The following is a 13,702-nucleotide window of genomic DNA, read 5'->3' as shown; positions in this document are numbered from 1 at the left end:
CCGATGGACATGATCACCGTAGACCTGCAACAACTCATCCAGGCGCTGGACGCCGACACCCGTCGTGACCTGGAGCGCTGCGCCGAACGTTGCGTGGCACGTGGCGGCAGCAGGATCCTGGTCGAGGACCTGCTGCTGGAATTGCTCGATCGCCCCGAAGGCCTTCTTGAACGGGCCTTGCACGACGCCGACGTGGCGCCGGGCGAACTGCGCGCCACCTTGCAGGTGCAGCTTGAACACAGCGCTTCGCGCAACCCGGTGTTCGCCCCCGAACTGGTGCAGTGGCTGCAGGATGCGCTGCTGGTGGCCAACCTCGAACTGGGCAGCAGCCAGGTAGAACAGGCTGCGCTGATCCTGGCGCTGCTGCGCAACCCCGTGCGCTATGCCGGCAGCCATTACCAGCCGCTGCTGGCCCGCCTGAACATCGAGCGCCTCAAGGGCTTCGCCCTGGCGTCCCGGCCGGTTGCAGCGCAGGGTGCCGCGGGCGGGCAGGGCGAGTCGATGCTGCAGCGCTTTACCCACAACCTCACGCAGCAGGCCCGCGACGGCCGACTCGACCCGGTACTGTGCCGCGATCAAGCGCTGCGCCAGATGATCGACATCCTTGCCCGGCGGCGCAAGAACAACCCCATCGTGGTGGGCGAGGCCGGTGTGGGCAAGACCGCCATCGTCGAGGGCCTGGCGCTGCGCATTGCCGCCGCCGAAGTGCCGCCGGCACTGCGCGGGGTAGAGCTGCTGGCGCTGGACATGGGCCTGCTGCAGGCCGGCGCCAGCGTCAAGGGCGAGTTCGAGCGACGCCTCAAGGGCGTGATCGACGAGGTCAAGGCCGCGCCCCGACCGGTCATCCTGTTTATCGATGAAGCCCACACCCTGATCGGTGCGGGCGGCAACGCCGGCGGTTCGGATGCGGCCAACCTGCTCAAGCCTGCACTGGCGCGGGGCGAGCTGCGCACCATCGCCGCCACCACCTGGAGCGAGTACAAGAAGTACTTCGAGCAGGACCCGGCCCTGGCCCGGCGCTTTCAGCCGGTACAACTGCACGAGCCGACAGCGGACGAGGCGGTGACCATCCTGCGCGGCCTGGCCCAGGTGTATGAGAAGAGTCACGGTATCTACCTGCGCGATGATGCGGTGGTGGCGGCGGCGCACATGTCGGCGCGCTACCTGGCCGGGCGACAGTTGCCGGACAAGGCGGTCGATGTGCTCGACACCGCCTGTGCCCGGGTGCGCATCAGCCTGGCCGCCGCGCCGCAACGCCTGGAACGCCTGCGTGCCTCGCTGGCCGAGGGCGAGCGGCAGGTGCAGGCGCAGCAGCGCGACGCCGAAGCCGGCGTGGGCATCGACCAAGAGGCGCTGCACCTGTTGCAGGCGCAACTGCGCAGCGATCAGGCCGACCAGCAGGCCGTGCAGGCGCGCTGGGAACAGCAGCGCGCGCTGGCCGAGCAGGTGCTGGACCTGCGCCGGCAGTTGGCCGAAGCCCGCGAGCAGGGCAATGCACGGGATGACGTGGCCGTACTGCAGGCCAGCCTGGAGACCACCCGCAGCCTGCTGGAAGCGGCGCAGGCCGAAGAGCGCCTGGTCAGCTTCGAAGTGTGCCCGCGCCTGGTGGCCGAAGTGATCAGTGCCTGGACCGGCGTGCCGCTGGAGCAACTGGCCCGCGAGCACAACGCCAGGATCATGCGCTTTGCCGAAGACCTGCGTGCGCGCATCCGTGGTCAGGAGCAGGCCGTGCAGGCACTGGACCGGTCGATGCGGGCCAACGCCGCCGGCCTGGCAAAGCCCGATGCGCCGGTCGGGGTGTTCCTGTTGGTGGGGCCCAGTGGCGTGGGCAAGACCGAAACGGCCCTGGCCCTGGCCGACCTGCTGTATGGCGGCGAGCGCTTCATCACCACCATCAACATGTCCGAGTTCCAGGAGAAGCACACCGTGTCGCGGCTGATCGGCGCGCCGCCCGGTTACGTCGGCTATGGCGAGGGCGGCATGCTCACCGAGGCGGTGCGCCAGAAGCCCTATTCCGTGGTGCTGCTGGATGAGGTCGAGAAGGCCGACCCGGACGTGCTGAACCTGTTCTACCAGATCTTCGACAAGGGCGTGGCCAACGATGGCGAGGGGCGCGAAATCGACTTTCGCAACACCCTGATCCTGATGACCTCCAACCTGGCCAGCGAGCAGATCGCGAGCCTTTGCCAAGGCGCCGAACGGCCCTCTGCCGAGCAACTGGAACAGGCCATACGGCCCGCCTTGAGCAGGCATTTCAAACCGGCCTTGCTGGCGCGCATGCGTGTGGTGCCGTACTACCCGGTGAGCGGCCCGGTGCTGCGCGAGCTGGTCGAGATCAAGCTGCAGCGCTTTGGCCAGCGGCTGCTGCGCCGGCAACTGGGTTTCACCTATGCCCCGGCGCTGGTCGAGCACCTGGCCGAGCGTTGCACCCAGGGCGACAGCGGCGCGCGGCTGATCGACCACCTGCTCGACCTGTACCTGATGCCGCAGGTGGCTGACCGGCTGCTGGCAGCGATGGCGGCCGGGGAGTCGTTGCAGCAGGTGCATGCCACGCTCGATGGCGATGCGGGCGTGAGGTGCGAGTTTGCCTGAGGTGGGGGTGATGTTCACCCACGTGCCGCAGCCCTTGCGCTATGCCGAAGCCCTGTTGACGCACTTCGCCAGCCTGTCGCGTACGGGCCGGGAACCCGCGCTGCAGGAGCGCTTCGTGCAGGCGGTGGCCGAGCTCAGCGGTTGCGAGCTCAGTCAGCTGTACCTGCTCGATGCCACCCACACTTCGCTGAGCCTTGCCGCCGAATGGCTGGGCGGGGCCTTGCAGCCGCGTGCTGCCGCCAGCGTGCCGGTGGATTACAACGGCGAGCAACTGCTGCAGTTCGCGCTGTGCCAGAACCGTTCGGTAAGCCTTGCCGACCTGCCCGCCAGCCTGCTCGACACCAGTTTCCTGCCGGTGCTGCACAGCCCCTGGCAGTCGCTGCTGTGCGTACCGCTGCTCAACCCGCAGCAGGCCATCGCCGGCCTGCTGCTGTGTGCCAGCCGTACCAGCGTCGACCTGGGCGGCTTTGCCCAGTCGTTGGGACAGCTGGGGGCGTTCGTGCTGGTGCAAATAGAGTTGCTGCAACGCCTGCACCAGCCCGAGGTGCCGCTGGCGCCGCTGCCCGCCACGCGCGCAGGCGCCACCGACTACGGGCTGATCGGCAACAGCGCCGCGATGCGCCAGGCCTACCAGTTGATCAGCAAGGTGCTGCACAGCCCCTACACCGTCCTGCTGCTGGGCGAGACCGGCACCGGCAAGGAGGTCGTGGCCCGGGCGATTCACGACTACGGCCCGCGCGGTACCCGGCCGTTCGTGGTGCAGAACTGTGCGGCCCTGCCGGAGAACCTGCTGGAGAGCGAACTGTTCGGGTATCGCCGGGGCGCCTTCACCGGCGCATTGCGCGACCGCCCTGGCCTGTTCGATGCCGCCCACGGCGGCACCCTGCTGCTCGACGAGATCGGCGACATGCCGCTGTCGCTGCAGGCCAAGCTGCTGCGCGTGCTGCAGGAGGGCGAGATCCGCCCGCTGGGTTCCAACGACACCCACACCATCGATGTGCGCATCATCGCCGCCACCCACCGCGACCTGGCGGTGCTGGTCAGCGAAGGGCGCTTTCGCGAAGACCTGTACTACCGCCTGGCGCAGTTCCCCATCGAGTTGCCGGCCCTGCGTCAGCGCGGCGGCGACGTGCCAGTGCTGGCCCGGCATTTCTCTGCCAAGGCCTGCGAGTTTCTGGGGCGCAAGCCCCTGCAGTGGTCGCCGGCGGCACTGGCCTACCTCGACGGGCTCGCCTGGCCGGGCAACGTGCGTGAACTCAAGGGCCTGGTGGAGCGCGCGGTGTTGCTGTGCGACGGCGAGTACCTGCTGCCTGAGCATGTTGCCCCGGCCAGCGAAGTACCGTCGGGGGACAGCGGGCTGAACCTGCGCGACCGCCTTGAAAACGTGGAGCGCCACTGGCTGCTCGACTGCCTGCGCAAGAACGCCGGCAACCAGACCCTGGCCGCACGCGAGCTGGGCCTGCCGCGGCGCACCCTGCTGTACCGCCTGGGGCGGCTGAACATCAACCTTGGCGAGTTCGAAGGTTGAGCGGCCATGGCGAGCAATGCTGCATTTTCCCTTACAACCGTGCGCTGCCCCTGGCGGGCGGCGCCCCGTGCAATGCCCACCGATGGAGATCTGCAAATGTCTGTTCGTCACTGGCCCGCCTTGCTGCTGGCGCTGATCGTGCTCAGCGGCCTGGGCGGCTGTAGCGGCAATTACAAATTCAACGACGACACCTATCGCCCGCTGGGCGATCCGCAGGCAGCCAACCGCGGCAAGTGAGTGCAAGGAGCATCAACATGGAACTGGTTCTTGAAACGCAGGGACGCAGCAAGACCTTCACCCGTGCAGGCGGCGTGATCGGGCGCGACGAGGCGTGCGACTGGGTCATCAGCGACCCGCAGCGGCATGTCTCCAAGCGACATGCGCTGGTCACCTGTCAGGAGGGCGTGTTCTTCCTCACCGACATCAGCAGCAACGGCACCCGCGACGGGCGCAGCGGTGCGCAGCTGCGCAAGGGGCAGGCGCAGCGAATCGAGCAGGACAGCGTGTACCTGCTGGGCGGTTTCGAGGTGCGCGCGCGCCTGGTCACCCGCACCGCAGCCGATGTCGAGGTCGGCCTGCCCAGCGCCGCGGGCAGCATCATCCCTGACGACGCCTTTCTTGAGCTGGACCCGTTCCATGCCCTTGACCAGCAGGACGTCGAGCCTTCGCCCCTCGACGCACTGAGTGCACTCGACACGGTTGCACCGGTGGCCCGCCAGCGCCCCGACTACGCGCGCATAGACATGGAAAGCCTGCTGGTACCCAACCTGGTGGCGCAGCCCGAACCCGACGATGAACCACAGGCGCCGCCGGCACCTGCATGTAACGAACGGTTCTGGGCAGCCTTTGGTACCGCCCTCGGGGTCGATCTGGGCGGGCTCGACCCTGGCGCCCGTGAAGCCCTGGCGATCAAGGCGGCCGGCCTGCTCAAGCAGAGCATCGGCGGCGTGCAGCAAAGCCTGCGCACCCGCAGCGAACTGAAGAACGAGTTGCGCCTGGCCCTGACCACCTCCCACCGCGCCAGCCACAACCCGTTGAAGTCGAGCGCCGATGCCGGCCAGGCGCTGGGCCTGTTGCTGCACCCGGCCGCGCCCGGCCAGCTCCCTGCGAGCCAGGCACTGACCCAGGCCTACCGCGACCTCCAGGCGCATCAGGTGGCGATGCTGACGGCCTGTCGCGCTGCGCTGCAGGGTGTGCTTGAGCACTTTTCGCCACGCCAGCTGGGCCTGCAGTTCGAGCGCGGCCGGGCACCGCTGCTGCGGACTGCCGGCAGCCAGTGGCGCGCCTACGTGCGCTACCACCAGGCCCTTGGCCAGGACGATGAATGGAGCGAGCGCCTGCTGGCGCGCGACTTCGCCCAGGCCTACGCCGAACAGGTTCGCCTGATCGGTACCCTTCACACCGACGCTCAAGGATGATCCCCATGCTGCGCTGCAAGACCTTTCTCTCCACCGGCCTGATGGCGCTGGCGCTGTTGCTGGCCGGTTGCTCCGCGCTGTCGCCGTACTCGGAACTGACCAAGCTGCAACTGACCCTCGACGCCGGTGACCAGCTCAACCCGGACCTCAATGGCCGGCCCTCGCCGATCGTGGTGCGCCTGTTCGAACTCAAGCACCCGGTGGCCTTCGAGCATGCCGACTTCTTCAGCCTGTACGAGCGGGCCAAGGAATCCCTGGCGCCAGACCTGGTGGTCAGCGAAGAGCTGGAGCTGCGCCCCGGTGAGCACGTGACGCTGCGCCTGAGCGTGGAACCTGGCAGCCGCTACGTCGGCGTGCTGGCGGCCTACCGCGACCTGGAGCAGACCCAGTGGCGCTACGTGGTCCAGATCACCCCGCAGGCACTCAACAGCGCCAGCCTGACGCTGGACCAGGCTGGCATTCGCAACAGCAACGCCACACTGGCCCGGACGGAAAACTGATCATGCATGTGCACAAAGTCATTTGGCAGGAAGGCATGCTGCTGCGTCCGCAGCACTTCCAGCACAACGATCGCTACTACGACTACCAGATGAAAACCCGCACCCAGCTGCTGGGCAGCTACAACTGGGGTTTTCTCAGCCTGGAGATCGACCAGCAGTTCCTGAGCATGGGCAAGCTGGTGGTCAGCCAGGCCAGCGGCGTGCTGCCCGACGGCAGCCTGTTCGAGCTCAGCAGCAACATCGAGCCGCTGGCCCTGGACATACCGCCCAACACCGGCAACACGCCGGTGTACCTGGCACTGCCGCTGGTGACCGGCAACCACATCGAGACCCGGCGACTGGAGCAGTCCGATGTGCTGGCGCGCTACATCGCCTACGAGACCCCGGTCAGCGACTCCAACGCCGGTGACGACATCAACAGCGACATCAGCTGTGCACGGCCGGACTTTCGCCTGCTGCTGGGCGAGCAGCAGGGCGATCAGGCCTACGTCAAACTCAAGCTGTGCGCCGTGCTCGACACCACCCCCGACGGCGTGATCAGCCTGGACCCCGAGTTCGTGCCGACCTTCATCCACACCCACGCTTCAAGCTACCTGCTGTCGTGCCTCAAGGAGGTGATCAGCATGCTCGGCCACCGTGGCGACACCATTGCCGAGCGCATCCGTTCCAACGGCAAGGTCGGCGGCGCGGAGGTGGGCGACTTCATGATGCTGCAACTGATCAATCGCACCGAACTGCTGCTGCGTCACTACCTGGGCCTGGACCAGCTGCACCCCGAGGAGCTGTACCGCACCCTGCTGACCATGCTGGGGGACCTGGCGACCTTTGCCAGCGACACCAAGCGCCCGCGTACCGACAGCCGTTATCAGCACAGCGACCAGGGCGCGAGCTTTCGCCGGCTGATGGACGGCATACGCGAGGTGCTGTCGATGGTGCTGGAACAGCACGCCATCGAACTGGACCTGCAAACCCGCCAGTACGGCATCCTGGTGGCCGCCGTGCACGACCAGACGCTGCTCGCCTCGGCCTCGTTCGTACTGGCCGCCAGCGCCAACTGCGACAGCGAGACCCTGCGCACGCGCCTGCCCTCGCACCTCAAGGTCGGCCCGGTGGAACGTATCCGGCAACTGGTCAACCTGCACCTGCCTGGCATCAAGGTGGTGCCGTTGCCGGTGGCGCCGCGGCAGATCCCGTTCCATTCCAACAAGACCTACTTCCTGCTCGAATTCAACGCCGAAGACCAGGCCCTGCTGGAGCGCTCCGGTGGTTTTGCCTTCCACGTCTCGGGCGAGTTCGCCGAGCTCGAACTGAAATTCTGGGCCATCAGGAACTGACCGCATGCACAAGGACATCGAACACCGTCAGGACGACAAGACCGTGCTGGTGGACCGCCAGGGCCAGGCGCCCAGGCAGGTTCCGCTGACCGATGGGTTGGCCACGCCGCGCCTGGAGCAACTGGAAGACCGGATGATCTACTCGGCCCGCCTGGGCCCGGCCGAGGCCATCAACATCAGCCTCAACACCCTGGTGGCAGCCGCCTCGGACCTGCTCTCGCACGTGGTGCGGCTCAAGCACAGCGACAGCCGCGAAGACCTCGACGCCCTCAACCAGACCCTCACCCATGGCATCAAGCTGTTCGAGGCCCATGCGCTGCACAACGGCGCCGAGCCCAGCCAGGTGATGACCGCGCGCTACGTGCTGTGCTCGGTGCTCGACGAGGCCGTGGTCACCACCTCCTGGGGCAACGAGAGCGAGTGGGCGCAGATGAGCCTGCTCAGCACCTTTCACAACGAGACCTTCGGTGGCGAGAAGTTCTTCCAGCTGCTCGATCGTCTGTCGAAGAACCCGGTCAAGCACCTGCCGATGCTGGAGCTCATGTACCTGTGCCTGTCGCTGGGGTTCGAGGGCAAGTACCGCGTGATGGTACGCGGCATGCTCGAACTCGAAGGGATTCGCGACGCCTTGTTCCGCCAGGTGCGGCAACTGCGCGGGGATGCTCCGCGCGAACTTTCGCCGCAGTGGGAAGGGCTCAACGACCAGCGTCGCAGCCTGGTGCGGGTGGTGCCGTGGTGGATGGTCACGCTGTTCGCGCTGATCTGCCTGGTGGTGATGTATTCGGGGTTCGCCTGGGTGTTGGGCGAGCAGCGCGAGGCCGTGCTGCAACCTTTTCAGCAGCTTGATCCGGAAACGGTCCAGGCGCAGCAGTAGAACAGGGACGTGTGATGAAAAACTTCTTCAAGAAAGTCGGCGATTTTTTGCGCAAGACGTGGGTATGGACGCTGTTGCTGGTGTTGTCGCTGGTACTGCTGGTGTGGTTCGTGGGGCCGCTGCTGGCAGTCGACGACCACCGCTTCTGGGCCTCGGCCACCTCGCGCCTGCTGACCATCAGTGCGCTGTTCCTGTGCTGGGGGCTGGGCATGGTGTTCGCCAGCTGGCGCGCCGGGGTGCAGAAAAAGGCTGTCGAAGAGAGCGAGGACGGCCAGGAACGCCTGCGCCGTGAAGCGCGCATCGACGAGGACCACAAGGAGCTGCGCAGCCGCTTCAGCGAGGCGTTGCGTACGCTCAAGGGCTCGAGCCTGTATGGCGGGCGCAGCGAGCGCTGGCGCAACGACCTGCCCTGGTATTTGCTGATCGGCCCCCAGGGCAGTGGCAAGACCAGCCTGCTGGACTTTTCCGGCCTGGAGTTTCCGCTCAACAAACTGGACCGCCAACTCACCCGCGACACCCGCGGTACGCGTCATTGCGACTGGTATTTTGCCGACCACGCGGTGTTGATCGACACCGCCGGACGCTACCTGACCCAGGAAACCGCCGAGGTCGACGCCAGTGCCTGGCGTACCCTGCTCAACCTGCTGCGTCGACGCAGCCGCAGCCGGCCGCTCAACGGCGTGCTGGTCAGCGTGCCGGTCGAGCTGCTGCGCAGTGGCGACGAGAAGGGCCTGGAAAACCTGGCGCGCCAGGTCCATGCGCGACTGCAGGAAATCCAGCAGACCCTGCATGTCCAGGTGCCGGTGTACCTGGTGCTGAGCAAGGCCGACCAGTTGCAGGGCTTCGACGATTTCTTCGACCAGCTCAGCCGTGAAGAAAGCGACCAGGTACTGGGCAGCACCTTCACCAAGGCGCAGAACGGCACCGATGTGGCCGTGCTGCGCCAGGCCTTCGAGGCGCTGCTGCGGCGCCTCAACAGCCAGGTGATCATGCGCATGCACCACGAGCGCGATACACAGCGGCGCGCGCGCATCCTCGACTTCCCGCACCAGCTGGCGCAGATCGGCGAGCAACTGTGCCTGTTCGTCGACATCGCCTTCACCGGCAATCGCTACCAGCGCGCCAGCCAGCTTCGCGGGTTCTACCTCACCAGTGCGCCGCACCTTGTCCAGCAGCTGGACCCGGACACCGCCAGCATCGGGGCCAGCCTGGGCCTGCCCAGCACGGTGCTACCCACCTTGCGCAGCGGGCGTTCGCGGTTCATCCATCACCTGCTCAGCCGGGTCATCTTCCCCGAGGCCGACCTGGCCGGCCTCGACCAGCGCGAGCGGCGACGCATCGACTGGGGGCAGCGCGCACTGTATGTCGGTGCGCTGGGCGTACTGGTGTGCTGCGGGTTGCTGTGGGCGGGCGGTTTCAGTGCCAACCACGACCGCCTCGAGCAACTGCGCGGGCTTGGTCAGGTGTGGGCCGGGCAGCGTGCAGCGCTGACCCCGCAAAGCGATGCCATGGCCGCGCTCAAGCCGCTGGACAGCAGCTATGCCGCGACCCAGGTATTCCCGCCTTCGGGTGATGCGTCACTGCATGAGCGCCTGGGCCTGTACCAGGGCGAGCAGAGCAATCCGTTGCTTCGCAGTGCCTACGAGCAGGACCTGCACACCCAACTGCTGCCACGGGTGGCCAAACAGCTCGAAGGGCAGATACGTGGCAACCTGCGCGACCGTGAGCGCCTGCTCAACAGCCTGCGTGCCTACCTGATGCTGAGCATGCCCGACCGCCGCGAAGCCGCCTGGCTGCAGGAGTGGGTAGCCGCTGACTGGTCGCGCCGCTACGCGGGCAACACGGCGGTGCAAAACGGGCTCAACGGGCATTTCGAACGCCTGCTGCAACTGCCATTCAGCTACCCGCTGGACCCGCAACTGGTGGCCCAGGCACGCAAGGTGCTGCGCAGCGAATCGCTGGTCAACGTGGTGTACCGTGTACTGCGCGAGCAGGCCAGCAGCCTGCCCGACTACCGCCTCAGCCAGCACCTGGGCCCCCAGGGCGGGCTGTTTTTCGGCACCGACTACGTGATTCCGGGGTTTTACACCCAGCAGGGCTACGAGCAGTATTTCTCGGTACAGGGCTCGACCCTGGTCAGCGAGCTGCTGCGTGACAACTGGGTCCTGGGTGAGGGCAGCGGCATCAGCGACATGGACATGCGCCGCCTGCTGGTAGGATTGGAACAGCTGTACTTTCGCGACTACGCCAACCACTGGAGCGAGGCTGTCGGCCAGGTCGGCCTGCAACCGTTCGGCGATGCCGGCGAGGGCGCCGATCAGCTCGCCGGGCTCACCTCGGCCAACTCGCCGGTACTTCAACTGCTGGTGCAGGTGCGCGACAACACCCGTTTCGAGCCCGTGCCGGGCAGCACCGATGAGCCCGCCGAGGCACCGGCCAGCGACCCGGCCAAGGGGGTCAAGCTGGGCAAGAAGGCCAACACGGCGGTCGCCGTGGCCGGCAAGGTCCAGGGCGCCCTGGCGAGCAAGCCCGCCGTGGCGGCCAAGCCGCTGCCCGACACCGCGAAGAAGTCCCTGCAGCGGCGTTTCGAATCCCTGCATCGGCTGCTGGACGAAAACAATGGCCCCTCCGCCGACCTCACCCCGGCGCTGCAGGCGCTCAACGACCTGCAACTGCAGATGGCCGGCCTCGCGCGCGCCAGCCAGCCGGAGCAGATGGCCTTCGAGCTTGCCAAGACCCGCATGGGGGGCCAGCGCGATGCGCTCAGCGCCCTGCGCAACGCCTCCGGGCGTCTGCCGCGACCGCTCAATGGCTGGTTCAACCTGCTGGCCGAAGACAGCTGGCGGCTGGTACTCAACGATGCCTACCAGTACGTCAACGAGCGCTACCAGAGCGAGCTGTACGGCTTCTACGGTGAGTCGATCCAGCAGCGCTACCCGTTCGATGCCCACAGCACCAGTGACGTGGCGATCAACGACTTTCGTGAGTTCTTCAAGGCCCAGGGCATCGCCGAGCGCTTCTTCGACACGTACCTGCGCCCGTTCATCAGCGGCGACCCGGGCAGCTACCGCCTGCGCAGCATCGACGGCCAGAGCCTGCCGATCTCGCGGGTCTACCTGGACCAGATGGCCAGGACCCAGACGATTCGCCAGAGCTTCTTCGCCGAGAACCCGGCGCAGCCGCAGGTGCAGTTCAGGCTCGAGCCCTACACCCTGGACTCGGCGGTGAGCCGCGCCGAGTTCCGCTTTGGCGATCGGCAGCTGGACTATCGCCACGGCCCGGTGGTGCCCATGACCTTCAACTGGCCGACCGATGCCCAGGGCGGTCGCGCAAGCCTGGTGCTCGAACGCATGGTCGAGCGCCCGATCGGCATCGAGAAGAACACCGGGCCGTGGTCGCTGTTCCGCCTGTTCGACCTGATGCAGACCGAGTACCTCAAGGGCCGCGACGTGCTGGTGCTCAAGGCCGAAGTGGGCGGGCTGCGGGCCAACTACCTGCTCAGCAGCCAGCGTGCGCCCAACCCTTTCGACGTTGGCGTGTTACGCGGCTTTCGTCTGCCGGGGTCGCTCTAGATGCAGGTTGGAGCACGCTGGCGCAGCGCGGCGCGCACGGATGCTGGCAAGGTGCGCATGCGCAACGAGGACGCGTTTCTGGAATGCCCGGCGCAGGGGCTGTGGGCGGTGGCCGATGGCATGGGCGGCTACCGCAGTGGCGACCTGGCCAGCCAGCTGATCGTCGCCAGCCTGGCCGAGTTGCCGGCCCATGGCAGTTTTGACGAGCGCCTGGAAGGGGTGCGCGGGTGCCTGCATTGGATCAACCGGCGCCTTGGCCAGGAACTGACCGTCACGGATGCACATCACGACAGCATCATGGGCAGCACGGTGGTGGCGCTGCTGCTCGAGGGCGAGCGTGCCGCGTGCATCTGGGCCGGCGACAGCCGCTGCTACCTGTGGCGCCAGCAGCGTCTTTACCAGCTGTCACGCGACCATTCGTTGCAGCAGCAGTTGATCGACCAGCGCCAGATGAGCGCGGAGCAGGCGCGGGCGCAACCGGGCGCTCGCGCCCTGACCCGCGCCCTTGGCGCCAGCGAGCAGCTGACCCTGGAGGTGCTGGAGCTGCAGGTATACCCGGGCGATGCGTTCCTGCTGTGCAGCGACGGCCTGTATCAGGAACTGAGCAGCGATGCCCTGGGCAAGGCATTGAGCCTGGCGTCGGCGCAGGTCGCGCTGGAGCGGCTGTTCGAAGGGGCATTGCGCGGCGCGGCGGGGGACAACCTGACCGCAGTGGTGATTCGCCAATGAGCAGGCACCAGCCCGACCTCAGTGCCTTGCTGGCCACCGAATCCCGCGACGCCAACCTCACCTATTTCGCCTTCGTCAACGGCCAGTTGGCCGCCCCGGCGCCCGCTGCGGCCAAGCGCAAGGGCCGCCGCACAGGCAAGAAAAAGCCGGCGCCGACACCGCCGCTGGTGCCGCTGCCGCAGGTGCTGGCCGGGCGCTATCGGCTCGAACGCCTGCTCGGTGCCGGCGGCATGGGCATGGTCTATCGCGCCCGCGATCTGCTGCGCGAGCAGTTCGGTGACCCGCAGCCCTGCGTGGCGATCAAGCTCATGAGCGAGGCGCTGGCCGCCTCGCCGGATGCCAACGCGCTGCTGTTCAGCGAGTTTGCCCTGACCCGGCACGTGGCGCACCCGCAGGTGGTCAACCTGTACAGCTTCGAGATCGACCCGCCGAGCCAGCGCGCCTTCATCACCCTGGAGCTGCTGCGCGGGCCTGCACTGGACAAACTGCTGTGCGAGCAACCGCTGGGCCTGCACGGGCAGGCGTTGAACGCGATCGTGTTGCCGCTGCTGGAAGCCCTGGCCTGCTGCCATGCCCGGGGCGTGTTTCACGGTGACCTCAAGCCGAGCAACGTGATGCTCGGCGAAGACGGCGTGCGCCTGTTCGATTTTGGTCTTGGCCAGGCCGACGCCGGTGTGCTTTCGGGGCTGGCCCACCTCAGCCGCGAGCGCTTCAACGCCTGGACGCCCGGCTACGCTGCACCGGAACTGCTGGAACACGGCACGCTGGGTGCGGCGGCGGATATGTATGCGGTGGCCTGCCTGATCTACGAGCTGGCCAGCGGCAAGCATCCCTATCGGCGCCTGCCTTCAACTCAGGCCCGCGCCGAGCAGCTCGATCGCACGCTGACGCGCCCGTCGAACCTGCCCGCGCACTGCTGGCCTGCGCTGAAAATTGCGCTGGCATTCGACCCTGCCCAGCGCACGATCAGTGCGCGGCAACTGCAGGAGGCGCTGGCGTCGAAAGGGGGCTGTTGGGGGCGTGTTTTTTCGCTTTTCAAGCGGTGAAAACCTACCCTGCCGTTTTTACCAACTGCGCAACTTCTTGCGCACTCAAATGTGGATAACCCTGTGCATACATTTCCCTAGGCCTTTGGGATAAAGGCCTACAGACGAG

The 13,702-nt window shown here is 67.0% G+C and carries 10 protein-coding genes; all 10 read left to right on the top strand.

The genetic code is table 11. The features are described from left to right. Positions 1–3: 3 nt before the first annotated feature. The 10 genes from tssH to DN388_RS25085 all read left to right on the top strand — a co-directional run bounded on the left by tssH (position 4) and on the right by DN388_RS25085 (position 13,593). Complete coding sequence (gene tssH, locus DN388_RS25130) at positions 4–2,592, top strand: type VI secretion system ATPase TssH (RefSeq protein ID WP_255002824.1); 2,589 nt, start codon at positions 4–6, stop codon at positions 2,590–2,592. Positions 2,593–2,602: 10 nt separating this feature from the next. Then, complete coding sequence (locus DN388_RS25125) at positions 2,603–4,120, top strand: sigma 54-interacting transcriptional regulator (protein ID WP_255002821.1); 1,518 nt, start codon at positions 2,603–2,605, stop codon at positions 4,118–4,120. 96 nt (positions 4,121–4,216) lie between these two features. Beyond that, positions 4,217–4,357, top strand: a complete 141-nt coding sequence (locus DN388_RS25120) for a hypothetical protein (protein ID WP_058540727.1) — start codon at positions 4,217–4,219, stop codon at positions 4,355–4,357. A 17-nt stretch (positions 4,358–4,374) separates the two neighbouring features. Beyond that, positions 4,375–5,538: a type VI secretion system-associated FHA domain protein TagH gene (gene tagH / locus DN388_RS25115; RefSeq protein WP_078481829.1), complete on the top strand. Its 1,164-nt coding sequence runs from the start codon at positions 4,375–4,377 to the stop codon at positions 5,536–5,538. Positions 5,539–5,543: 5 nt separating this feature from the next. Next, positions 5,544–6,038: a type VI secretion system lipoprotein TssJ gene (gene tssJ / locus DN388_RS25110; RefSeq protein WP_043860551.1), complete on the top strand. Its 495-nt coding sequence runs from the start codon at positions 5,544–5,546 to the stop codon at positions 6,036–6,038. A gap of 2 nt (positions 6,039–6,040) precedes the next feature. Then, a complete protein-coding gene (gene tssK / locus DN388_RS25105; protein WP_054916577.1) occupies positions 6,041–7,372 on the top strand; it encodes a type VI secretion system baseplate subunit TssK in 1,332 nt (443 codons plus the stop codon). Positions 7,373–7,376: 4 nt separating this feature from the next. After that, positions 7,377–8,246, top strand: coding sequence for a type IVB secretion system protein IcmH/DotU (gene icmH, locus DN388_RS25100; protein WP_058540725.1), 870 nt, complete (start codon positions 7,377–7,379; stop codon positions 8,244–8,246). Between the two features lie 14 nt (positions 8,247–8,260). Further along, a complete protein-coding gene (gene tssM, locus DN388_RS25095) occupies positions 8,261–11,818 on the top strand; it encodes a type VI secretion system membrane subunit TssM (RefSeq protein WP_255002813.1) in 3,558 nt (1,185 codons plus the stop codon). Further along, positions 11,819–12,547 carry a PP2C family serine/threonine-protein phosphatase gene (locus DN388_RS25090; RefSeq protein ID WP_058540723.1) on the top strand — a complete coding sequence of 243 codons (729 nt, stop codon included), beginning with the start codon at positions 11,819–11,821 and terminating at the stop codon, positions 12,545–12,547. Next, complete coding sequence (locus DN388_RS25085; protein WP_255002810.1) at positions 12,544–13,593, top strand: serine/threonine-protein kinase; 1,050 nt, start codon at positions 12,544–12,546, stop codon at positions 13,591–13,593. Before DN388_RS25090 ends, DN388_RS25085 begins: the two co-directional genes overlap by 4 nt. Positions 13,594–13,702: the final 109 nt, after the last annotated feature.

Source organism: Pseudomonas sp. S12(2018) (genome assembly GCF_024355235.1).
Lineage (GTDB): Bacteria > Pseudomonadota > Gammaproteobacteria > Pseudomonadales > Pseudomonadaceae > Aquipseudomonas > Aquipseudomonas palmensis.
The sequence above is the reverse complement of the archived record's forward strand: the minus strand, read 5'-3'. Positions and strand labels throughout refer to the sequence as shown.